We start from the raw sequence: 23,993 nt of genomic DNA on the forward strand, positions 1-23,993 counted from the left end.
CGTCCATGGCAGAACACGCGATCGTGCTGGGCGGGGGACTGGTCGGCATGCTGTCCGCGGCGGCGCTGGTCCACCATGTCGACCACGTCACCGTCATCGAACGGGACACTCTGCCGTCAGTTCCCGAGGTGCGCAAGGGCGTGCCGCAGGCCCGACACGCCCACATGCTGATGTCCAGCGGTGCCCGCGCGATGGACCGGCTCGTGCCCGGCCTGATCGACCACGTCCTGGCGGCCGGCGGTCACCGGATCAGCATGCGCACCGGCATCGTCTCCAACACCGCGCACGGCTGGGTACCGCGGAAAGCCGACCTCCAGTACGTGATCACCTGCGGCCGGCCGCTGCTGGACTTCATCGTCGGGCAGCGGGTGCTGGCAACCGGCCGAGTCACCGTCCGACAGGAGACCGACGTGGTCGGCCTATGCGGCGACGCGCGTCGGGTCACCGACGCGAGGATCAGGGAGCGTGGCAGCGGCGATGTCACCGAAGTGGCTGCCGACTTCGTCGTGGACGCGACGGGTCGCGGCTCCAACGCCGGCAACTGGCTGGTCGAACTGGGGCTGCCCGAGGTGCGCGAGGTCGCCGTCGACAGCGGCCTGAGCTACTCGACCCAGGTCTTCCGCGTACCCGTGCCGATGGGTGCGGACTTTCCGGCCCTCAACATCCTGCCGGTCCCCGGTGAGCGGTTGCCCAGTCACGCCGGTGCACTGCTGCCCATCGAGGACGATCGCTGGATCGTCACGATCTCCGGTCTGCGCGGTGCCGAACCGCCGAGCACCAACGAGGAGTTCGTCGCGTTCGCCCGTGGCCTGCGGCACCCCGTCATCGGCGACCTGATCGCCGGTGCCGAGCCGCTCGGCCCGGTGCACCGCACGCGCAGCACCTCCAACCGTCGCCGCTACTACGAGGAGATGCCGCAGTGGCCGGCCGGGTTCGTCGTCCTGGGGGACGCCTCCGCCGCGTTCAACCCGGTCTACGGCCATGGAATGTCGGTCGCGGCCATGTCCGCGCTGGCCCTGCGCACCGCGCTCGAGCGCACCGGTTTCCCCAGCTCGGCAGGAAAACCCTCGCTGCAGAAGGAGATCTCCGCCTCAGCGGCCGTCGCGTGGGCCCTGGCCACCGGTCAGGACCAGCGCTACCCGAACGGCGACGGCGAAGTCCACAGCAGCGGCGGCGTGGCCGCACGGCTGTTGCGCGCCTACCTGAACCGGGTGAACAAGACGTCGGCCAGCCGCCTGTCCGTGGCGTCCGCGATGGCCGACGTGTTCACCCTGTCGGCACCGCTTTCCCGGCTGACCGAACCGAAAGTCGTCCTCGCGGCGCTGCTCGGCCCCACCGAACCGCCACTGGACGAGCCGCCGTTCACCCCGGCGGAACGGAAGCTTCTCTCTCAGGTCTTGCTCTGAGCCACTGTCAACCACACGTCACACACCATCGAAGGAGTACGGCAATGACTCTGATCACCGAGGACACGCTGTGGGCGCCCGAGGAGATCGGCGTTCGCTACGACAAGATCGCCAAGGTGCCGGCGGTGCTGTCGTTGGGGGAGAACCTGCACTTCGGCTATTGGGACGACCCAGCGGCCGTCGGCGATATCGCCGACGCGATGACCCGCCTGAGTTCCGTGGTTTTCGGCAAGCTCGACGTGGGGCCGGGTCACCGCGTGCTGGACGTGGGCTGTGGCGTGGGCGGCCCGGCGGTGCGCCTGGCCAAGACCACCGGCGCCGAGGTCGTGGGTATCACGGTCAGCCAGGAGCAGGTCCGCAAGGCTAGCGAGCTGGCCGAGGCCGAGGGCGTGGCGCACCTGGCCCGTTTCCAGCTCGCCGACGCGATGAACCTGCCGTTCCAGGAAGGTGAGTTCGACGCGGCTTTCGCCCTGGAGTCCATCATGCACATGGACCGGGTCGGCGTGCTCAGCCGGGTCGCGCGGGTGCTGCGGCCCGGTGGCCAGCTCGCGTTGACCGACGAGGTGCTGCTGGCGCCGATTCCGGCCGACCGTGCGGAGGACGAGGACATCCTCGTGCGCTACATGCGGAGCAACCTGATCCGGTCACTGGCGACCGTCGAGGGCTACCCAGCGCTGCTGGTCGAGGCCGGCTTCGTTGACGGTGAGGTCCTCGACGTCAGCGCGAACGTGATCACGTTGACCTTCCAGACCCTGTGGCAGCGCGCGCAGGAGAACGCGCGGAAGATCCTCAGCGACATGGGCTCGCAGCAGCGCGACGTGGACGAGGAGCTGCAGGTGTGGCAGCGCCTCGCGGAGATCCCCGAGTTCGGCTATCTGGTCGTGAGCGCCCGGCGCCCGTAGTGATCACGTGTCCTTGGAGGACCAGTGTCCAGCAAATGTCCGGTGGCTGACCTCTACAGCCACGACTACTTCCACAATCCGTATCCCACCCTCACCTCGTTCCGTGAGGCCGGGCCCGCCCACCGCGTGCTGCGGCCGGACGGCCTGGAGACGTGGCTGATCACCCGCTACGGCGAGGCGCAGGCCGCGCTGAGCGACCTTCGACTGTCCATGGACGGTCGCCGTGTGCAGCAGGCGCTCGGCGCGTTCGCGTACGGCTTCCTCGACCGTGAGTCCGACCCTCCGCGGACCCTGCTGTCCAGTGACCCGCCTGACCACACCCGCCTGCGCCGTTTGGTGAACCGGACTTTCACGGCCCGGCGGATCGAGGGAATGCGGCCCGTCGTGCAGCGCATCGTGGACGGGCTGCTCGACGCGATCGCTCCGCTCGGCAGCGCCGACCTGGTCAGCACCGTCGCGGCGACGGTGCCCATCGAGGTGATCTGCGAACTGCTCGGTGTCCCAGTCGAGGACTGTGAGTCGTTCAAGCAGTGGACGACCGCACTGTTCCTGCCGAACTCGGACTCCGGCGACGGCATGACGGCGACCGACGGCATGCGCAATCTGCGCAAGTACCTGAGCGAACTCATCGCGGTCAAGCGCACCGAACTGGGCGACGCGCAGTCGGACGGGCAAGGTCTGCTGGCAGCGCTGATCGACGTTCGGGACCACGACGAGGACCGGTTGTCCGAGCACGAGTTGGTGAGCATGGCCGTGCAGCTGCTCATCGCCGGACACGAGACCACGGTCAACGGCATCAGCAACGCCGTGCTCAACCTGTTGCGCAGCCCAGACCAGCTCTCCCTGCTGCGGGAGGACCCGTCGCTGCTGCCCCAGGCCGTCGAGGAGTTGCTGCGCTTCGACGGGCCGCTGGAGACCGCGATCCTGCGGGTGGCCACCGAGGACATCCCGATCGGCAATCAGGTGATTCCTGAGGGGGCACTGGTGAAGATCGTGCTCGCTTCGGCCAACCGTGACCCGGAGGTGTTCGACGAGCCCGATACGTTGGACATCACCCGTACCGGCACCCGGCATCTGCAGTTCGGCCACGGCATCCACAACTGCCTGGGTTCCTACCTGGCCCGGATGGAGATCGAGATCGCGGTCCGCTCGCTGCTGGCGCGGTTCCCCGACCTGGCGCTGGCGGTGCCGACGGAGGAGATCCGCTGGCGGGAGATCATGATCATGCGGAGTCTGGTCGCACTTCCCGTCGTGTTCACTCCCCAACGCACGAACTCCTTATCCGTCGCGTGAACTCTGGACATCGACATGAACGACTTCGTCGCGGAATACCCGATGCGAAGGGTATGTCCGTTCGAGCCAGTCCCCGAGGTGGCGGTTATGCGCTGCAACGATCCGGTCGCCAGGGTCCGGATCTGGGACGGAAGTACCCCGTGGCTGATCTTCCGGTACGAGGACCAGCGCGCCGCGCTGTCCGATCCGCGGATCAGCGCCGACGTGAGTCGGCCGGGCTTTCCCCATCACAGTGAGGCCGCCGCCTGTCGCAGTAAGGGGCCTCGATCCTTCATCGCCATGGACCGTTCCGAGCACTCCGTTCATCGCCGGATGCTGACCAGGGACTTCACCGTCAAGCGGGTGAAATCCCTGCGGCCCAGGATTCAGCAGATCGTGGACGGCCTGATCGACGACATACTCGCCCGCCCACAGCCGGCGGACCTCGTCGAGAACTTCGCGGTTCCGCTCCCCACACTGGTGATCTGCGAAATCCTCGGCGTTGCGTACGCTGACCGCGGGTTCTTCCACGCGCGCGCCAATGCGGTCATGTCCACGACGGCCGGTGCCGAGGCGGCGATCGCCGCCAGTGCCGCGCTGCGCTCGTACCTGGGTGACCTGGTCGAGGCCAAGAACGCCGACCCGGCCGACGACCTGCTCAGCAAGCTGGCCGTCGACCAGCTCCGGACCGGAATCCTGACCAGGGCCGACATCGCCGATATCGCTATGTTGCTGCTCATCGGCGGCCAGGAGAGCACCGCGAACATGATCGCGCTCGGCACCCTGACCCTCCTGCGGCATCCCGACCAGTTAGCCGAGCTCCATGACGATCCGGGGCTGGTCGACAACGCCGTCGAGGAGTTGCTGCGCTACCTCAACGTCACCCACCATGGGCTGCGCCGGGTCGCCGTCGAGGACGTCAAACTAGGTGGCCAGTTGATCAAGGCCGGCGCTGCGAGGACCGCGTCCGCACCGCGAAAGACACCGGCCTGCGCAACCTACCCCTGCACGGTTTCAACGCCAACCGGATCTGGATCGAAATCGCCTGCCTGGCAACAGAACTCACCACCTGGATGCAAAACCTCGCCCTGCACGACCACCCCGCCCGCCGCTGGGAACCCAAACGTCTACGGCTACGCCTGTTCTCCACTGCGGCACGACTGGCTCGTCACGCCCGGCAAACCCGCCTCCGGCTCGCTGCCCGCTGGCCCTACACCGGGCTGATCATCACCGCACTGGCCCGCCTGCACCCCGGCTGACCAGCACCACCCCACCCCTACGGCCAAAGAAAGGAGATCCTCCCGGGCCCGTGGAACCCGGCAGCCACCCGCTGAACGGGCGCATCGGCGCGCACGGTGTCTTTGAGCTGCTGCTGACGTGCGCAGTGTCCGAAGTAGACGTTGCTTTGGCGGCCGAGAACGCTTGTCGCACAAGCTGATCCCAGTATAGGGATGGGATGTGATCGCGCAGCAGGGTCGAGTCGAGGGTGTGCACGTGCCACACCACCGGCGGCCGAGGACGTTCCTGGGGCTGGGCCCGGTCATCGTGCCTTCAGGCGGCACCCTCGCCCTCGGTTCCCCGGTCGCGGTGCCTCCTCGACCAGGCCGGACCGTCTACGCCGACCCAGCACTGCGCGGTGTACTGACGAGGCCCGATCCGGACGGCTCCGCCGACGGCACGGTCCGCGGAGCCGGGTCAGCGGCCGTAGCTCACGTCGACCATGACTCTCGCATCCGGGCTCGCGCCTCCGCGTACTTCAGTCCGACGGCCTGGTCACCCGCCACGGACTCGACCTCGCGATCATCCACGAGGCGCGGATAGTCGGTGTACCCCTGAGCGCCTCCGGTGTAGAACGTTGCGCGATCGGGAACCGCCAGCGCCGCACCCACTCTGAACCGCTCGACGAGGTCGGGGTTGGCGATGAACGCCCGACCGAACGCCACCAGGTCGGCCGTCCCCGCTTCAACGGCGCGGTTGCCCGTCGTTCGGGTGTGGTCGGTGGCGGAGATCAGAGGGCCTGTGAACAGGGGGCGGAAATGTCCGGCGATCGTCGGTGCCGGCAGCGTGAACTCGTCGGTCGGGTTGATCGGTTCGAGCAGGTGCAGATACGCGAGCTCCCGGGCATCGAGCTGACGAGCCACGTACTCGAACAGGGGGAAGGTCTCCTCATCGACGAGCACCCCACCCAACCGGTGCAGTGCAGGATTGAGCCGCACGCCCACTCGACCTCGAGGTATCTCCTCCGCGACAGCATCGACGACCTCGAGCAAGAAGCGGGCGCGGTTCTCGATCGTGCCCCCGTAACGGTCGGTGCGGCGGTTCATGCTCCGGGCGAAGAACTGGCTGAACAGGTACCCGTTGCCGCCGTGGATCTCAACGCCGTCAAAACCCGCACGCACGGCGTTGGCCGCCGCCGCTTGGAAGTCCTCGACCGTCGCCTCGACCTCGCCTGTGCTCAGGGCACGAGGCACCACGGTCGGTGTGTGGCCACGATTCGTAAAGCATTTGTCGTTCGGGTTGATGGCCGACGGAGCCACCGGCAGTTGCCCGTCCGGCTGCAAGTCGGGATGCGACAGTGCTCCCACGTGCCAGAGCTGGGCGAAGATCCGACCTCCGGCACGGTGCACGGCGTTGGTCACGCCGCTCCAGCCCCGCACCTGCGCCGCGCTGTGGATGCCGGGAACGTTGATGTAGCCCACCCCTTGTGGAGAGATCGGTGTCCCTTCGGTGACGATGAGACCCGCACCAGCGCGCTGGGCGTAATACACGGCGTGCAGATCGGTTGCAGCCCGTTCTGGATTGTCCGCTCGACTGCGCGTCATGGGCGCCATGACGATGCGATTTGGCAATAGCAGGTCACCAATTCTGGATGGCCGGAGCAGAGGCTGCTCGCGGTCGATTCCGGTGTCACTCATCTCGTTCTCCCGTATCTGCAAGATAAAAGGGGCTTGTGATCCCGTCTTCGACGACGCGGCTTCCAGACCGGCGGAGTAGTCGAATTCGATCCGCCGGTGGATGTGGACGCAGAAGCCGAATTAGTCGACGCAGAATTGCCCACCACGAGCCCGCAGCGTGGACGAGCCTGGCAGGCTGATTTCCCACCGTCCAACGAGGATGTTCGATGGCGTCATCGGGGACGTCGATAGCCGGAACCCCCGAGCCCGGGCGGCGATCCATCGCCGTTTCCGATGCAGAGATGCGGGTTTCTTGTTGGATTTCGATGGTTTCGGCCGGTCACGATGTCATGTGTTCGACTCGTCATCAGGGAGCTGAGGGAGACACCAAGTGCGAGTTCTATTGACCGGGGCGACCGGGTACATCGGCAGCGCAGTTCTGGATGCCCTCGTGGGGGCAGGGCACGACGTGCAGGCACTCGTGCGCGACGTCGGCAAGGCCGAGGCCATCGAGGCGCCCGGGGTCACGCCCGTCGTGGGAGACCTGCAAGACGTGGACCATCTCGGTGCGCTCGCGTCGGTCGCCGAGGGCGTTGTGCACACGGCGTCGCCGGGGGACGAGACGAGCGCCCGCGTCGACCATGGTGTCGTCGACGCGGTCGTCGGAGCCCTCGCCGACAGCGGGAAGCCTTTTGTCTACACGGCCGGGCTGTGGGACTACGGCCCCGGCCAGGAGATCACGGAAGCCACGTCGTTCTCGCCGCCACTACTGACGTCGTGGCGGCCGGAGGTGACCGCTCGAGTCCTCGACGCCAGAGGGGTCCGGTCGGTGGTCGTCGCGCCAGGTCTGGCATTCGGGCGCCAGGAGCGACTGCTGCATCTCGTGACGGGTGCCCCCTGCACTGATGACGGCGATCCGGCCCTGGTGACGATCGGGGCCGGCAGCCAGCACTGGAGTCCCGTGCACGTGGACGATCTCGCCGACCTCTACGTCCGTGCCTTGGAACAGGGCGAGGCCGGTTCAACCTTCATCGGGGTGGACGGCACGCAGCCGACGGTCGGAGACCTCGCCGCCGTGGCGAGTCGGGCCCGGGGCCTGGAGGGGCGGGTCGCCACCGAGACGCCGGAGGAGACCCACGAGCGCCTCGGCGTCCTTGCGGAGCCGCTACTCATGGACCAGCGCGCGAGCGGGGCTCGTGCTCGACAGCTGCTCGGATGGTCCCCGCAGCAGCTCGACCTGACCGCTCATGTGGCGGCGACCACGGCTGTCGCCGACAACTGACCGATCGGAGGAAAACATGTCAGATCAGACCGGTACGGTGCGCCCGGTGCAGGGCGGGCGGATCCTCGTGAAGGGAGCGCACCTGCTCACCCAGGATCCGGCCATCGGAGATCTCGTCGGGGACGTGCTCGTCGAGGACGGCCGCATCAGCGAGGTATCGCAGTCGATCGAGGTGTCCGGGGAGGTCCGTGTGGTGGACGGATCCCGGAAAGCATTGCTTCCCGGCATGATCGACACGCACCGGCATGCGTGGCAAGGCGCGATCCGCAGCCTCGGGCCTTCGTGGTCCTACCCGCAGTACCGGGATCACGTGCAGATCGGGCTGGGCCCGTACTTCGAGCCCGAAGATGTTCGCATCGGCAACCTGGCTGCGGACCTGATGGCGCTCGATGCGGGCATCACCACCGTGCGCGACGAGTCACACATCATGAACAGCCCGGAGCACAGCGACGCCGCCATCGACGCTCACTGGAGCTCGGGGATCCGGTGCGTGTTCGGTCATGGGTGGCCATCCACCGAGGCCGAGTCCTGGCAGTTCGGGAGCGACCGCCATCACCCCGACGACATCCGCCGGGTGCGTGAACAGGTTCTGAACGACGACACTGCCCGCGTCACGCTGTACGCGATGCTCCGCGGCCCGGAGCTCTCGACGCCGGAGATCGCCTGCGGCGACATCGCGACCGCGCGGGAACTCGACCTGCGGATCAGCATGCACGTGGGCCTCGGGGAATGGGGGGTCAAGCAGCAGGCTGTCCGGAGGCTCTTCGGCTCGGGTGAGCTGGGTCCCGACATGACCTTCATCCACTGCTGCACCACGACCGACGAGGAACTTCGGATGATGGCCGACCACGGTGCGACGGCTTCAGTCGCAGCCGCGCTGGAGGTCTTCATGCCCGGCCTCGGGCAGCCAGCGACGAATCGGCTGCTCAAGGCCGGAATACGCCCCAGTCTCAGCGTTGACGTGGAGTCCGCGGTCAGCGGGGACATGTTCGGCGTGATGCGCGCTGCGCTGGCCTACCAGCAGCTCTTGAGCGCCGGCGTCGCCGGCGGCATGGACACGGGGAAAGACTTGCCGACCTTTGATGCCGCGGACCTGCTCAGCTTCGCGACGATCGAGGGGGCCCGCGCCTGCGGCATCGACGATCGGACCGGGAGCATCAGTCCGGGAAAGGAAGCCGACCTGATCCTAATGTCCCTCTCCGACCCGAACCTCCTGCCTGCCAACGACGTCGCGTCGGCGCTGGTGACGGGCGCGCACGCAGGCAACGTCGAGATGGTCATGGTGGCCGGCCGAATCCTCAAAAGCGAGGGGCGCATTTCTGGCGCAGAGGACATCGTCGACGCCGCAGCTGCCTCCTCGCGGCGTGTGCACCGAGCCGCTGGGCTGCAAATTCCGACCTCGGACTGATCCTCGCGTCCTGCGACACGAGCGCACGCCAAGAACATTCAGAGAGGTTTTCCATGTCGGTGATTCCCCCGAGCAATCCGTTGCGTGAGAGCCAGCCGCACGTCGCACCGTCGGCCACAGACGTGCTGCCGCCGGGTACGAAGATCGACGAGCTGTTCGAGCGCAACATGACGGAGCCCTACGTGCTGCAACGGCTGTCGCCAAGAGTCTGGTGGGTGTCCGTCACGAACTACACGACCGTATTCCTCGTCGGGGAGGAATCCGTGCTCCTGTTCGACGCGCCACTGAAGCGCTACGACGGGGTCGTGTCCGCCGTCTCCGCGGTCACGGACAAGCCGATCTCCACGATCGTCTACAGCCACTTCCACACGGACCACCTCGACGACATCGACAGGTATGTGCAAGCAGCCCAGGATGAAGGCAGGACGCTCCGGCTGGTCGCAAGCGAGCAGACTGATGCGAAGCTAGCTGCGGCTCGCAGCATCCTCCCGCGGCCGACCCAGACGGTGAGCTGGCCGAACGGAAGCTTCGACTTCGAGGGCAGCAGGGTGGAGCTCCACGGGTTCGAGTGGGCTGCGCACACCGAGGACCACGCAGCGTGGCTGCTCCCCTCCGAGCGGGTCGTTCACGTGCCGGACCTCATCAGCCCCGACCAGCCACCGTTCTGGCGGTTCGCCGCCAACGAGCGGTTCCTGTTCACTCGCGACAACCTGGATGCGGTCGACAAGCTGGAGTGGGACCACCTCAGTGGGGGCCACGGCAACGTGGGTGACCACGGGGACCTAGCCGCGGAGCAGGAGTTCATCGCCGAGCTGCTGGCCGTGTGCGAAAACGAGGTGTCCAGGAATCCGCTCGAGGCCTACGTTGATCCAGAGCTGGGTTCGCACACGGCCTGGTTCGCGAAGTTCCTCGAGACGACCAGCGCACAGGCTGCCGACAAGCTTCGCGAGAAGTACGGACACATGTACGGCTTCGAGTCGAGCATCCGTGCCAACGCCGAGGCAGTCACGTTGCACCTGGTCCAGTACCACTAGGCGCGCGGCACCAATGAGGACGGCTCCCGGGCGCGACTAGAAACCGCGCTCGGGAGCCAGGTGCGCGGGGATGAGCTCCAGGAAGCGAGCGACGGCCGCGGTCAGGGGGCGCGTGCTCGACGAGCCGACACACAGCGTCCACCTCGCGGACTTCTCCGCGAGCGGGACCGCGCGGACGCGCAACTCAGCCCCGATGAACTCCGGAGCTAGCAAGGCCACCCCGAGTCCTTGCTCGACGAACTTGGGTATCGCCGCGATCTCAACGGTCTCGACGGCGACGTTCGGTGACATGTCCGCGCGAGCAAACACCTTCTCGGTCATGGTGCGTTGGCCGAAACCTAAGGGCATATCCACGAACTGTTGCTCGCGGAGATCCGACAGCCGGATTTCCTCGCGATCCGCGAGGGGATGGCCTTCGGGAACGACGACGTGTGCGTCGTAGCGTCGCAGCGGGACAGTCCGCAGACGCGACTCGTGCTCGGTGGTACCAAAGAACGCGAGATCGAGACGGCTCTCGCGAAGCGACTGCAGCAGGCCCGCCGTTCCTCGAGATGACGTCTCGAGCTTGAGGCGGATCCGGGGATGACACCGATGGAACTCACCCAGGAGCCTGGGCAGGTCTACCATGGCGAGTCCCGAGAGGACTCCCACGTGCAGCTCACCCGTCAGTGCCTCGTCGCTGGCGCGAGCCTCCCGCCTGGCCTTGTCCATGGAGTCCAGGAGCTCAAGGGCCTGCGGCAAGAACCGCGCGCCAGCGTCCGTGAGAGTCACGGATCGGCTCGACCGGGTCAGCAGCTCGACGCCCAGCTCCTTCTCGAGCGAACGCACGGACGCGGACAACGTCGACTGGGTGACGTAGGCGTTAGCCGCGGCCCGCGTGAAGCTCAGTTCGCGGGCGACACCGACGAAGTACTCCAGCTTCCGCTCGTCCACGCCGATCTATCTCCTCACCCGGGATGCGACATGCCGAATCACACCCGACATGCGCCGACATCGCATTTGCGGTGCGGGCTGTCAGTTGCCGACCACACTCGCCGTTGATGAACAGTTCCTTCGGCAAGCTCAGGAATTTGCTCACGTCGTCAAGTCGTTTGGCGACGACAGCCGTCATCGTATCCACCTCCCTCGTTGGAGCCGTGCCGGGGTCGGATGCCGCCCCCAGCGGGGCGGTTCGGTCGTGTCGCCACGGGCGAGCCGGAGCCGTTCAAGCTTTGCGCAATCGCGAAGCGAGGCGAGAGGTCAGGCCTTGATGTGCCGACGCCGTCTATACCATGATCCAGCCGAACTCCACACTGCTGTGGCGGCATCGGTGCTGGCCGTGGCTTGATAGCGTCAGGTCGAGAACCAGAAGCTCTTGCCTGGATCCTATTGAGAGATTGGGGTGGGAGGTCCCCCGAGCCTCACTGCGCGTTGCCTTCTCGTTGCGCAGAGACCCAGGCCGCGATCTGAGCGCGTGCGGTGAATCCGAGCTTGACCAGGATGTTTTCTACGTGAGCTTCGGCCGTCCGCGGAGAGATCACTAGGTCGTTGGCGATCTGCTTGTTGCTCATTCCTTGTGCGACTAGGTCGGCGATCTCGCGCTCGCGGGGGCTAAGCGACGCGGTGGGTTCCTTCGTGGCTTGGGAATTTGTTCGGCGTCGCTCGCCGAGCGCGTAACCGATCGCTTCTTGCAGGGGCACGTTCGCGCCTTGCTCGAAGAACTTGCCGTAGCGGGGCTCTCCCAGGCTTCGACGGATCTGACGTTGACACCGATCGTGGTATTCGTTGAAGTAGATCAACAATGGTAGCCCCGCCTCGCGGCGGATGGTGTCGGCGAGTCCGAAAAACCGCGCGGCCTGCTCGCTTCGCCTCTCGCTCGTGGCGATCCATGCCAGTGCCTCGACGCACAGCCCAGTGGTGTAGTAGTCGGTGAAGTCTCGTTGCATCGCAAGGCTTTCGCGCTGCAACCTGGTCGCGCGCGACGTGTCGCCCTTGCGCCACGCTTCCACGCCGAGCCCCCAGAGCGCGGTAGAACGACGCCACTTCTCGCCATGAGTTCGACATAGGTCGAGCAATTCATTGCAGTGGTCGGATGTTCGCGCTGAGTCGGCAAGAAGTGAACTGGCGACGCCCAAAATGATGAGCGCGGTCGAAAACCAGTGAATATCGCCCGACTTGCGAAGGCCATCGACGACCTGTTCGCCGGCGGCGACGGCCGCCGGGAAGTCGTTCTGCAGCGTAGCGACGAACGCTTCCAGGATGCGAACCAGCAGCTGGCCGATCTCGTCACCGAGACCCCAGCTCAGGCGCCGCCCTTCGCCGAGCAGCTCCACGGCGGTGGCGAGATCACTTTGCTGCAGCGCGAGGTAGCTCGCGGTAAGAAGGAGGCGCAGTCGGCTTGGGCTCGCCTTGGCGTCTCGCTCCAGGAGGCGGTTGCACCAGTGGCGCCCCTCGCTGATGAGTCCGCTGATTCGCCAGTAGTCCCGCAGCGCGTCAGCGATGCGCATGCCCGTGTAGACCTCGCCCGGTTCCCTGAGACAGAATTCGAGTGCGGTTCTGATATTGGCGTGGTTGAGCCGCATCTCAGCAAACAATGTGGCTTGGTCGGGACCGAACCAATCGCGTCGCATTTTCTCGACCAGTCCGAGGCACCAATCGCGATGGCGTCGCCGCAAGCGTTCTTCCTCACCCATGCGACGCAGCACTTCCTGGCCGTACTGCCGGATCGTTTCGAGTAACTGAAACCGCACGTGGCCGTCGCGTTCCTCGCGAATGAGGATCGACTTGTCCACCAGACCCGCGATCGCGGTGAGGACGTCGGTCTCGGTCGGGGCATCGCCTGAGCAGACCGCCTCTGCCGCCGCAAGATCGAAGTGCTTGGCAAACACCGATGCCCTGGCCCAGACCATCCGCTCGGCATCCGAACACAGGTCGAAACGCCAATCGATCAAAGCGTGCAGCGTCCGGTGCCGGGGCAGCGCGGCCCGGTTTCCTGCGGTCAGGAAACCGAATCGATCGTTCAGCCGCTGCAGGATTTGCTCAGGCGAGAGCACCCGTAGGCCGAACGCAGCCAGCTCGATCGCCAGCGGAATCCCATCCAGCCGACGGCAAATGGCGTTTACCGCCGGGCCTGTGCGCTCATCGAGTGTGAAATCGGGTACAACGGCCTTCGCGCGTTCCACGAACAACGACACAGCCTCGTAGGCCAGCAAACTTGCGGGAGGGACGATCGTATCATCGGAAGGGCAATTCAACGCCGATACGGTCAAGATGTGCTCACCGGCAATGCCGAGCGGCTGTCGCGTGGTCGTCAAAATCCGCAGTTGTGGACAGCGCTTCAAGAGAATTGCCGCGGTGATCGCAACCGACTGCAGCACGTGCTCGCAGTTGTCGAATACGAGCAGCAAGCGACCGTCCCCGACACGCCCTGCCACGGTTTCCGGAGTCCATTGGGTCGATTGATCTTGGATTCCCAGAGCCGTCACCGCAGCTTGCGGCACCAGGCCCTCGTCATCCAAACCGGCCAGTTCGACGAGCCACACGCCATCCGGAAATAGGCGACGCACGTCCCATGCGACGCGCAAAGCCAATCGCGTCTTGCCGACACCACCAAGCCCAGTAAGGCTCACGAGTCGCCTTGCTGACAACGCGCTCCGGACCTCGCCCAGCTCTCTCCGACGGCCGACGAAGCTGGTTACCTCCGCTGGCCACCGGCCCGGAAGCAGTTGCAGGGAAGGTGCGTTCATGATGCGCTCAGACTAGCTTCGCCTGTCGTCATCAGCAGCTGTGCGCGGACGCAGCTCCATTCGGATCGCGACTCCGATCGCATGGCATCACGACGTGGCGGACGCGGCACAGCCGCGCATGGTCACCGGTCTGGACGCGGTCGAGTAACAGCCGAGCGGTGCAGGAGATCGGCTCAAGCGCCCGCCCCGCCACATACCCGCCAAACCAGGTTGATCATCAGCGTCGGGTGGCGCGGCTGCGGGCGCGGGCGGTGGCGTAGTCGAGGCCGACGCGTTGGTTGTTCTGAACGGTGTCGAGGGTGTGGTGTTGGTCGTCGCGGGGGTAGTCGGTGTAGCCGGGGGCGCCTCCGCCGTAGAAGGTGGCGCGATCGGGGTCGTCGAAGATCACTCCGCCCAGTTCGTGCAGTGCGGGGTTGAGGCGCACGCCGATGCGGTCGGGGGGCACTTCGTGGGCGACGGCGTCGAGGACCTCGAACAGGAAGCGGGCGCGGTTTTCGATGGATCCGCCGTATTGGTCGGTGCGCTGGTTCATGCTGCGGGCGAAGAATTGGCTGAACAGGTATCCGTTGGCGGCGTGAAGTTCGATGCCGTCGAAGCCGGCGCGCATGGCGTTGCGGGCTGCGTGGCGGAATTCTGCGACGGTGTCGGTGACTTCTTCGGCGGTCAGGGCCCGGGGGGTGACGGTGGGGGTGTGGCCGGCGTGCGTGAATGCCTTGTCGTGTGGGTTGATCGCTGAGGGGGCGACCGGAAGGGCGCCGTCTTGCTGGAGGTCGGGGTGGGACAGGGCGCCGGTGTGCCAGAGTTGGCAGAAGATGCGTCCGCCTGCGGCGTGCACGGCGTCGGTGACGAGTTTCCAGCCGGTGACCTGGGTTTCGGTGTAGAGGCCGGGGACGTGGATGAAGCCGATGGCGCGGGGGCTGACGTAGGTTCCTTCGGTGATGATGAGACCGGCGCTGGCGCGTTGGGAGTAGTACTCGGCGTGCAATTCCGTGGGCGCCAGGTCGGGATTGGTGGCGCGGTTGCGGGTCATCGGGGCCATCACAATCCGATTGGGCAACGTGAGCGTGCCCAAGGTGTAAGGCCGCAAAAGCGGTTGCGTCATGATCTGGTCCTCAGGGCCTCACGTTGAGTCGGAGACAAGCGGTGGTTGGCGACGCCTGACGGGCTGCGGCGGTCAGTGCGCGGGCGCGACCGGCCGCAGCGCTGTTGTGCTGATGGCGCCAATTGCGCATCCGATCGCCATGTAAATGGCGATTGATGTTGAGGTTCCGAAGCCCGCGAGTAAGGCGGTGGCGATGAAGGGGGCGAACGCGCCGCCGAGAACGTTGGCGAGCTGGATGCCCAGCGACAGGGAGGAGTAGCGGACCTCGGTGGTGAAGGCTTCGGAGAAGAGGGCACCGTGGGGCCCGTACATGAGGCTGTGCACGAGTCCGAGGCCGACGACCAGCGCGAGGGTGAGGAGCGTGACGGAGCCGGTGTCGACGAGGGGCCAGAAGGCGAAGCAGAACAGGCCGAGCAGGACGGCGCCGCTGGCGAAGACGGTCCGTCGGCCGAACCGGTCCGACAGCAGTCCGGCCAACGGAAGTGCGAACAGTTCGACAGCAGAGGCGATCATCACGGCGCTGAGCACGGCGCTTTCGGCCATGCCAAGAATCGCCTTGTTCGTCGTATAGGCCACGATGAAGGTGATGAATACGTAGTAGGTGATGTTGATCGCGACGTAGCAGCCGGCCGCGAGCAGGATCTGACGGGGATGGCGCCGGATCGCCAGGAACAGCGGGGATCGGCTGCGGTCGGTCTTCTTCTCAGTGGCCCGGAATTCCGCGGTCTCCTCAAGCCGCAACTGAATCCCGACGGCGAACACGATGAGGACGAAGCTGGCCACGAACGGGATCCGCCATCCCCACGTGACGAATGCCTCGTGCGGCATCATGGTCGTGACCAGCAGGAATGCGCCGTTCGCGAGGAGTACGCCGCCCGGTGCGCCTGCCGCCGCGAAGCTGCTGTAGAAGCCGCGTCGCCTAGCGGGTGCGTTCTCGGTGGCCAGTAGGATGACGCCTCCTTGCTGGCCTCCGACCGCGATGCCTTGCAGGAACCGCAGCAACACCAGCAGCACTGGTGCGGCGGCGCCGACGACCTGGTAGGTAGGCAGCAGTCCGATCAGGGTCGTCGCCACTCCCATGGCGACAAGGGCGGTGATGAGGCTTTTCTTGCGGCCGAAGGTGTCGCCGAGGTGGCCGAACAGGGCGCCGCCGAACGGCCGGGCCACGAAGGCGACCCCGAACGCGGCAAACGAGAGCAGCGTGCCGGTCAGCGAATCCGTGACGGGGAAGAACAGTTGGGGGAACACGAGTGCGGCTGCCGTGCCGTAGATGAAGAAGTCGTACCACTCGATGCTTGCGCAGGCCCAAGAGGCAAACGCGACGCCGATGGTGCGGCGCCGATCGGGCGGGGTCGACGCGGCGGCGGTCGGCGGGCTCGAGGGCGGGGCGGATGGCAACTCTGACATCACGGGGAACCTCCGAGGGCGAGACGAGCGTGTGAAATGGTGTCGATGTGCAGGGCACGTTCTGTGCAGCTGTTGCACGGGGAACGGAGCGGCTTCGGCTATCTCCGCGGGGGCTTGCCGGGCAGCGACTCCGCGATCGCGGCGACTGTGCGCTCCCGGAGCGTACTCAAGGGGCCACCTCCCGCAGCAGGTCACGGGCGATGATGACCTTCTGCACCTCGCTGGTGCCTTCGTAGATGCGATAGAGGCGCGCGTCGCGGAATAGCCTCTCGACCGGGGTGGTGCTGAGATAACCCATCCCGCCGTGCACCTGGACACCGCGATCGGTGATCCGGGAGGCCATCTCACTGCAGTACAACTTCGCGGCCGAGGGGCCTTTTGAGGTGTCCTCGCCGCTGTCATAGCGGGCGGCGGCGTCGAGTACCAGTGCCCGGCCGGCGGCCAGTTCGGTGTAGGACTCGGCGAGCATGGCTTGGACTAGCTGGTATTCGCCGATCGGCCGACCGCCCTGACGGCTCGCCGCGGCGTGCGCCACGGACTCGTCGAGCACCCGCTGGCAGAGTCCGACGCACAGGGCGGCGATGTGCAGGCGGCCTCGGGAGAGCACGGTCATCGCGCTGCGGAACGCCCGACCCTCAGCACCGATCATCCGGCTCTCCGGGACTTGAACGCCGTCGAGGTATACCTCGGCGGTCCAGGCACCGTGCTGGCCCATCTTGGCGTCGCGCGGACCGATTGTGAGCCCGGGAGTGCCGGCATCGACGACGAATGCCGAGATTCCTTTGCTGCCGCGCTGCCCGCTGTCGGTGCGTGCGAACACGACGAACAGGTCCGCGAGCGGCGCGTTGGTGATGTAGCGCTTGGTGCCGTCGAGCACCCAGCCGTCGCCCTGGCGCCGGGCGGTCGTGCGCATCCCGGAGGGGTCCGAACCTGCCTCGGATTCCGTGAGGGCGAAGGAGGCGATCAGCTCGCCCGCGGCGAGCCGGGGCAGGAACTCGGCACGTTGCGTCTCGTTACCGAAGCGCGCGATCATCTGCCCTGCGATGCCGTTGTTCGTCCCGAACAAGGACCGGAAGGCGGGCGCGGTGTAGCCGAATTCGAAGGCAAGCCTGACGTCCTCGGACATCGTGACTCCCAAGCCGCCGTACTCCTCCGGCAGCGCGTACCCGAACAGGCCCATGTCGGCCGCAGCGGCGCGGATCTCGTCGGGAATCGCGTCGGCGTCCTCGATCTCCTGCTCCCGGGGGACCACGAGGTCACGGACCAGCCGACGGACGGCGGTGACGACCTGGTCAAAGGATTCAGCGTCCACGGTTCCTCATTGGTCGGGGGCCAAGTGCGAGCCCAACTGCGGGCTTGGAGGAAGTGAACAGAAATCCGTCGCGGGGCAGTGTTCAAACTTTGGGCACGTGGCGACGCGCTGGGTTGTGAGTCTTGACGTCGACCCGTTCTGTGAGGAGGCCTCTTGCGACGCGCAGCCATCGTCAATCCGCTTCGTACCCCCGTCGGAACCTTTGGAGGTGCTTTGCGCGACGTCCCGGTGGAGGACCTCGCCGCGACCGTCGTCCGTGCGCTGCTTTCGGCGTCCGGTGTCGATCCCGGGCGGGTCGACGACGTCGTGTTCGCGCAGTCGTACGCGAACTCGGAAGTGCCCTGTGTGGGGCGTTGGGCGGCGCTGCACGCGGGCCTGCCGATCGGCGTGCCGGGGATGCAACTCGACCGGCGGTGCGGAGGCGGGCTGCAAGCACTGCTAACCGCGGGAATGATGGTGCAGACCGGCGCCGCGGACGTCGTGCTCGCGGGCGGAGTTGAGTCGATGAGTCGAATCGAGTACTACTCGACCGCCGCCCGGTGGGGCGCCCGTGCCGGCACCGTCGCGCTCTACGACCGGCTCGACCGCGGGCGCGAACGTTCCCAGCCCGAGGCCCGCTTCGGGCCTATCTCCGGGATGGTGGAGACGGCCGAGAACCTCGCCGCCGACTTCGGCATCGACCGCGCCCAGGCGGACGCCTACGCCGCCCGGAGCCACCAACGCGCCGCCGCCGCATGGAAGGACGGCCGGTTCGACGATGAGGTGGTTCCCGTGGAGGTGCCGCGACGGCGGGAAGGCCCGCTGCTGGTCACCGCCGACGAGGGGGTACGGCCGGAGTCGACGCCCGAAACCCTCGCAGGGCTGCGACCGATTCGCGAGGGCGGCACCGTGACCGCCGGTAACGCCAGCCAGCAGAACGACGCCGCGGCCGCGTGTCTGGTCGTCGCCGAGGATCGGCTGTCCGAGCTCGGCCTGGAGCCTCTGGGCTACCTGGGCTCCTGGACGGCAGTGGGCTGCGAACCGTCGCGGATGGGCATCGGACCTGTGCCCGCCACGGCAAAGCTTGCCGCGCGGGTGGGTTTGAGCCCGCGCGAACTGCTCGACGGTATGGACCTCGTCGAGCTGAACGAGGCGTTCGCCGTACAGGTCCTGGCGGTTCTGGAGGGTTGGGGCTGGCACGACCACGACCGGCTCAACGTCAACGGATCCGGCATCTCGCTAGGTCACCCCATCGGCGCGACCGGCATGCGGATGATCACGACCCTGCTGCACGAGTTGCGCAGGCGCGGCGGACGAAAGGGCCTCGCCACCATGTGCATCGGCGGTGGCCAAGGTCTGGCCGCGACGATCGAAACCCGTTGAACAGCACCATCACACCGCTGCTTAGGCTAGATCGCATGCCTTCAGCCGGGGACGTCGCCATGGTCCTCGATAGACGTGACATGTTCGACGCGACCACGGTCGCCATGAGCTGCCGACGACCGCATCGGCCGAAATCCGGACCTCGTGGGAACGGTCATGGCTGGCCGGGGTGCGGCCGGACGCTGAACCGGCTCGATGCATCGAAGTGGACCAGGACAGCAGCCTGCTTCGGTTGGCGTTGCCCGTGCTCGAACGAGTGGCCGCGTAACTGGCCGATACTCTTCCTACTTCACCGTGCTCGTGGACTCTGCCGCTCGACTCGGCCACCGCCGTGGCTGGATCAGCCACGGATCGAAAACCTTCGCGAAGTCTTCGTGCTGGGGTGCCAGTTCATCGACGAGTGCACCGGCACCAACGGAATTGGGACTCCTTTCGAGCTGCGCCGAGGTGTGTGCGTGCTCGGGGATGACATTTCACGCAGTCGGTGCGGGCTACAGCGTTACGGCTTTCCGAGCTTCCATCCGGTGACCCGCCGACTGGCGCAGGGTTCCGGCAGAGTCGTTTTGGCTGTCAGGTGGTGATTCCGTAGAGGGTGAGTGGTCGGGTGAAGTCGCGGGCGGTGTGGCGTAGGGCTTTGGCGATGTTGGTGTGCCCGGTCAGACGAAGCGCTGATGGCCAGGTTGCGTGGGAAGGCCATGATTCTGGGTGCGTTGCCGGTGCGGGTTCGGGAGTGGTCTTCGGTGTAGGTGACGTCGCGGACCCAGTGCAGGTGGTTGTCGATTTCCCAGTGGCCGCGTAGGTAGGTGCGCACGCTAGCGGGGTGGGCGTGCTGGCCGGTGATATTGGTGATCCCCACGGCGGCGTCGGCCCGGGGCTGGCCGGTGGCGTTGATGGTGGTGTAGCGCTCGGGAGGAAGGCGTGGGTGGCATGCGGAGCCCTGGCCGACTGGCGGGGGTGCTCGACCTGTCCGGACCGGCGGGGCGCGCAGAATTCCCTGTTCGGGCGATTCCTTGTGGCGGACCGTCGCAGACTTCGAACGGGCGCTGCTCGCCGACTCCCGGGAATCCGAATGCTGCAAGCATGTGCAAAGCCTGAACAGTTCTGTCTACGGCGGCTCGTCAGCATGGGAACTGATCCGACCGAGCGCGCCAAACCCGCGTCGCACACCGAATCCCGTGACGGAGGTGAACGGATGGCAGCTTTCGCCGACGTCGTTTCGACACGAATTTCTCGCTTACCGAAGCCAATCCTGATCGGCGGAGAACGGATGCGATCCCACTCCCGGCGCGCTTGCCCCGCCGCGCCTCGAGACCAAGGCCGTGAACATCGCTTCCTGACCCGGGGGCTGCCTTCTTTCCCCGCAATGCTGCGAGAGGTTTCTCCACCATGTACGTCCACCCCATGAAGCCAGCGTCCGCGACCCATTGGAGCGCGGTGGAAATTCTGCCCGCTGCTCAGGCCCGCCGACTGCAGGACGAGCGGCTGCGCGAACAGATCGCCTACCTGGCCCGGCACAGTGCGTTCTACCAGGCGAAGTTCGCCGAGCACGGCGTCGATCCGAACGTGGTGCATACAGTTGATGACCTCGCGGACTTGCCCTTCACTGAGAAGCAGGAACTGCGCGACAGTCTCGCGGCGAATCCGCCGCTGGGCTTGCACGTCGCTGCGGCCGACGACGAGATCGTCCAGATCCAGGCATCCTCCGGCACCACGGGCAGCCCTTCCTACGTCGGACTCACCGCCTCCGATATCACGACGTGGTGCGAACTGGGCGCCCGCGCCCTGTATGCCAACGGGTTTCGCCCCGGTGACCGGCTGCTGCACGCGTTCGGAATGAGCAAGGGCTTCGTCGGCGGACTGCCCGTGGTGCAGATCCTGCAGTACATGGGGATTCTCGACATCCCCATCGGCGCGGAGGCCGGTGCGGACCGGCTGCTGCGGGTGCAGGCCGACCAGCGGCCCAACGCGCTCATCGGCACCCCGCATTTCCTGGCTCATCTCGCCGAGCAGGCGCCGTCAATCGTCGGGCGAGAGGCGCGCGAACTCGGGGTGCGGGCGATCAGCGTCGGCGGCGAACCCGGGGCCGGGTTGCCCAGCGTGCGGGAAAACCTCGAGTCGCTCTGGGGCGCTTCGGTACGGGAGATGCTGGGCGGCACTGACATCGCCTGCACCTACTGGGGCGAGTGCGAACAGGCCGATGGCATGCACTTCCTGTCCCCTGACTTGATGATTGCCGAGCTGATCAACCCCGACACCGGGGAACGGATCGAGCCCGTCGATGGCGCGCACGGTGAGCTGGTCTACACCGCCCTTCGCCGCCAAGCCTCCCCCCTGCTGCGGTTCCGGACACGCGACCACGTCGTCGTCACCGGCACTGACTGCTCGTGCGGACGCACCGGCTACAAGGTGCGCTGTGTCGGCCGGACCGACGACATGCTCATCGTGCGCGGGATCAACGTATTCCCCTCGGCGATCAAGGATCTCGTGCTCGGTCTGGCACCCGCGACGACGGGCGAGATGCGGATCCGGGTCGACTTCACGGGCCACTCCACCCAGCGTCCGTTGCCGCTGGTCGTGGAGCATGCCGCGGATCTTGAGCCCTACCGGCACGACGAGCTGCGCATTGCGATCGAGGAGCGTGTCCGATCTGCCCTCAACGTCAAGAGCGTCGTGGAACTCGTGCCAGCGGGGACGCTGAAGCGTCCCGACCACGTCAAGGTCGCTTTGATCGAACGGGTGGGCGCATGAGCCCCAAGCCCTACGAAGAGTTTCCGACGCTGGCGATCGACCGGCCCCGCGACGGTGTGCTCCGCATCGTGCTCGACGGTCCGGACCTGCACGCGGTCGGCGCTGATATGCACCGGGAGTTGGCCGACGTTTGGACTGCGATCGACCGCGACGACTCGGTTCGCGCGGTCCTGATCCGCGGCGCGGGGGACAAGGCTTTCTCGGCTGGGGGCAGCTTCGAGCTCGTAGAGTCCATGCTCGACGACTGGCAGGTCCGCACGCGGGTGCTCCGCGAAGCCCGCGACCTGGTTTACAACGTCATCAACTGTTCGGTGCCGATCGTCTCCGCGATCAACGGGCCAGCAGTAGGTGCCGGCCTCGTCGCCGCGCTGCTCGCCGACGTGTCCGTCGCCGGTCGGCAGGCGAAGATCGTCGACGGACACGTCCGGCTCGGCGTCGCCGCCGGTGACCACGCCGCGATCTGCTGGCCACTGCTCTGCGGCATGGCGAAGGCGAAGTACCACCTGCTCACCAACGAAGTTCTGACCGGTGAAGAGGCTGAGCGGATCGGCCTCGTCTCCGTCGTCGTCGACGACGAAGCCGTGCAAGACCGGGCCATGGAAATCGCGACCACCCTGGCAGCCGGTGCACCGACCGCGCTCCGCTGGACCAAGTACGCGCTCAACAACTGGTACCGGCAAGCCGGACCGCTCTTCGACGCCTCGCTCGGACTGGAGTTCTACGGCTTCGGCGGGCCAGAGGTCGTCGAAGGGGTCGCGGCGCACCGGCAGAAGCGTCCGCCGAGGTTCACATGAAAGCCCCGCACCCGCCGTTGGACGGGATCACGGTCCTCACCTTGGAGCAGGCGGTGTCCGCGCCGCTGTGCACACGGCATCTCGCCGACCTCGGAGCGCGCGTGATCAAGATCGAGCACCCGGCCGGTGGTGACTCCGCACGGCATTACGACGGGGCGGTGCGCGGGCTGGCGGCGCACTTCGTGTGGCTCAACCACGGCAAGGAATCCGTCGCGCTCGACCTGGGCGTCGCGGAGGACCGGGCGCTGTTTACCGGACTCCTGGAACTGACCGACGTTGTGGTCAGCAATCTGGCACCGGGTGCTCTCGGGCGGCTCGGGCTCTCTCCTGCCGGACTCGTCGAGGAGCATCCGCGACTGATCGTGGTCGACATCTCCGGGTACGGCACCGGGGGCCCGCTCGATCACAAGCGTGCCTACGACCTGCTCGTGCAGTCCGAGGGTGGGTCGTGCGCGATCACCGGACGTCCCGGCGAGCCCGCCAAGTCCGGCATCCCGATCGCCGACGTCGGCACCGCGCTGTACGCCTTCTCCGCGGTGCTCACGGCCCTTTATGACCGCGAGCGGACCGGGCGGGGGACCGTAGTTTCCGTTGCGATGCTCGACGTCATCGGCGAGATGATGGGTTTCGCCCTCAACCAGGTTCTGCACGCTGGAGCCGAGCCCGAACCGGTCGGGATGGGCTCACCGATGGTAGCTCCGTACGGCGCCTACCCCACCGCCGACGGCCATACGGTCGTGCTGGGCACGACGAGTGATCGCGAATGGCGCAGGCTTGCCAGCGACCTCCTCTGCCGCCCCGACCTCGCCGCCGACCCGAGGTTCGTCCGCAACGCTGACCGGGTCCGCCTGCGCGACGAGCTCGATGCCGTCCTCCGAGCCTGGTGTGCGGAACGGGACCTCGCCGACATCCAGCGTCGGGCCGATGAAGCGGGGATCGGCAACGCGCGCCTCAACGGGGTCCGGGACCTTGCTCGGCACCCTCAATTGGCCGACCGGAAGCGTTGGCGCGAGGTCGATTCACCAGTCGGCGGCGTGCCCGCGCTCCTGCCGCCTGTTATCAGCCCGGACTGGAACGTTCGCGCCGGGCGTGTCCCGGCACTCGGCGCTGACACGGACGCCGTACGAGCCGAGGTAGCGGCTGCCACGGGCTGCACTCCGGAGACCCAACCCTCGCCAGCCACGACTCGAAGGGAATCCCGTCGATGAACCCCGACACTTCTCCGAACTCGGGACGGGTGCCGAGCTGCCGCGTCGCATGGGCTGGACCTGGTCGCTCCTGCACTACTCCGCTGGGGCTCGACCATTGGTCTCAAACGGTCAGCACAGGTCGGTGTGACACGTTC

Annotated in this window: 16 protein-coding genes and 1 pseudogene; 11 read left to right on the forward strand and 6 right to left on the reverse strand. The window is 66.7% G+C overall.

All coding sequences use genetic code 11. The features are described from left to right. Positions 1 to 5: 5 nt before the first annotated feature. The 4 genes and pseudogenes from BJ970_RS23825 to BJ970_RS23840 all read left to right on the forward strand — a co-directional run. Positions 6 to 1,406: an FAD-dependent oxidoreductase gene (locus tag BJ970_RS23825; RefSeq protein WP_184728280.1), complete on the forward strand. Its 1,401-nt coding sequence runs from the start codon at positions 6 to 8 to the stop codon at positions 1,404 to 1,406. Between the two features lie 44 nt (positions 1,407 to 1,450). Continuing rightward, the gene (locus BJ970_RS23830; RefSeq protein ID WP_184728281.1) at positions 1,451 to 2,308 is read left to right on the forward strand and encodes an SAM-dependent methyltransferase; all 858 of its coding nucleotides are present in this window, start codon (positions 1,451 to 1,453) and stop codon (positions 2,306 to 2,308) included. 24 nt (positions 2,309 to 2,332) lie between these two features. After that, positions 2,333 to 3,601: a cytochrome P450 family protein gene (locus BJ970_RS39595; protein ID WP_184728282.1), complete on the forward strand. Its 1,269-nt coding sequence runs from the start codon at positions 2,333 to 2,335 to the stop codon at positions 3,599 to 3,601. Positions 3,602 to 4,530: 929 nt separating this feature from the next. Further along, positions 4,531 to 4,839 (forward strand): annotated as a pseudogene (locus BJ970_RS23840) (transposase); the annotation flags it as partial. 450 nt (positions 4,840 to 5,289) lie between these two features. On the opposite strand, the gene BJ970_RS23845 reads toward BJ970_RS23840, so the two are convergent. After that, positions 5,290 to 6,495, reverse strand: coding sequence for an alkene reductase (locus BJ970_RS23845; protein ID WP_184728283.1), 1,206 nt, complete (start codon positions 6,493 to 6,495; stop codon positions 5,290 to 5,292). Positions 6,496 to 6,865: 370 nt separating this feature from the next. Here BJ970_RS23845 and BJ970_RS23850 point away from each other — a divergent pair, with 370 nt between their 5' ends. Genes BJ970_RS23850 through BJ970_RS23860 form a run of 3 tightly spaced genes read left to right on the forward strand, consistent with a single transcriptional unit; the run spans position 6,866 to position 10,198 of the window. Continuing rightward, positions 6,866 to 7,756: an NAD-dependent epimerase/dehydratase family protein gene (locus BJ970_RS23850; protein ID WP_184728284.1), complete on the forward strand. Its 891-nt coding sequence runs from the start codon at positions 6,866 to 6,868 to the stop codon at positions 7,754 to 7,756. A gap of 16 nt (positions 7,757 to 7,772) precedes the next feature. Beyond that, positions 7,773 to 9,164 carry an amidohydrolase family protein gene (locus BJ970_RS23855; protein WP_184728285.1) on the forward strand — a complete coding sequence of 464 codons (1,392 nt, stop codon included), beginning with the start codon at positions 7,773 to 7,775 and terminating at the stop codon, positions 9,162 to 9,164. A gap of 53 nt (positions 9,165 to 9,217) precedes the next feature. Further along, entirely contained in the window at positions 9,218 to 10,198 is a 981-nt protein-coding gene (locus BJ970_RS23860; RefSeq protein ID WP_184728286.1) for an MBL fold metallo-hydrolase, read from the forward strand. 36 nt (positions 10,199 to 10,234) lie between these two features. Here the strand turns inward: BJ970_RS23860 and BJ970_RS23865 are convergent, their stop codons facing one another. The 5 genes from BJ970_RS23865 to BJ970_RS23885 form a co-directional block, all read right to left on the reverse strand. After that, positions 10,235 to 11,131 (reverse strand): LysR family transcriptional regulator, encoded by an 897-nt coding sequence (locus BJ970_RS23865; protein WP_184728287.1) that lies wholly within the window; start codon positions 11,129 to 11,131, stop codon positions 10,235 to 10,237. Between the two features lie 467 nt (positions 11,132 to 11,598). Beyond that, positions 11,599 to 13,806 carry an ATP-binding protein gene (locus tag BJ970_RS23870; protein WP_312864372.1) on the reverse strand — a complete coding sequence of 736 codons (2,208 nt, stop codon included), beginning with the start codon at positions 13,804 to 13,806 and terminating at the stop codon, positions 11,599 to 11,601. Positions 13,807 to 14,140: 334 nt separating this feature from the next. Then, entirely contained in the window at positions 14,141 to 15,025 is an 885-nt protein-coding gene (locus BJ970_RS23875; protein ID WP_184728288.1) for an alkene reductase, read from the reverse strand. A 72-nt stretch (positions 15,026 to 15,097) separates the two neighbouring features. Next, positions 15,098 to 16,432, reverse strand: coding sequence for an MFS transporter (locus BJ970_RS23880; protein ID WP_184728289.1), 1,335 nt, complete (start codon positions 16,430 to 16,432; stop codon positions 15,098 to 15,100). A gap of 166 nt (positions 16,433 to 16,598) precedes the next feature. Beyond that, on the reverse strand, positions 16,599 to 17,744 hold the full coding sequence (locus BJ970_RS23885) for an acyl-CoA dehydrogenase family protein (RefSeq protein WP_184728290.1): 1,146 nt from the start codon (positions 17,742 to 17,744) through the stop codon (positions 16,599 to 16,601). Positions 17,745 to 17,897: 153 nt separating this feature from the next. Between BJ970_RS23885 and BJ970_RS23890 the strand changes: the two genes are divergently transcribed. From BJ970_RS23890 to BJ970_RS23905, 4 genes are all read left to right on the forward strand, one after another. Continuing rightward, entirely contained in the window at positions 17,898 to 19,106 is a 1,209-nt protein-coding gene (locus BJ970_RS23890) for an acetyl-CoA C-acetyltransferase (RefSeq protein ID WP_184728291.1), read from the forward strand. Between the two features lie 1,401 nt (positions 19,107 to 20,507). Then, positions 20,508 to 21,854, forward strand: a complete 1,347-nt coding sequence (locus BJ970_RS23895; protein ID WP_184728292.1) for a phenylacetate--CoA ligase family protein — start codon at positions 20,508 to 20,510, stop codon at positions 21,852 to 21,854. Next, positions 21,851 to 22,648 carry an enoyl-CoA hydratase/isomerase family protein gene (locus BJ970_RS23900; protein WP_184728293.1) on the forward strand — a complete coding sequence of 266 codons (798 nt, stop codon included), beginning with the start codon at positions 21,851 to 21,853 and terminating at the stop codon, positions 22,646 to 22,648. The genes BJ970_RS23895 and BJ970_RS23900 overlap by 4 nt, the downstream gene beginning before the upstream one ends. Then, positions 22,645 to 23,856, forward strand: a complete 1,212-nt coding sequence (locus tag BJ970_RS23905) for a CaiB/BaiF CoA transferase family protein (RefSeq protein WP_184728294.1) — start codon at positions 22,645 to 22,647, stop codon at positions 23,854 to 23,856. Before BJ970_RS23900 ends, BJ970_RS23905 begins: the two co-directional genes overlap by 4 nt. Positions 23,857 to 23,993: the final 137 nt, after the last annotated feature.

The organism is Saccharopolyspora phatthalungensis, from assembly GCF_014203395.1.
Lineage (GTDB): Bacteria > Actinomycetota > Actinomycetes > Mycobacteriales > Pseudonocardiaceae > Saccharopolyspora > Saccharopolyspora phatthalungensis.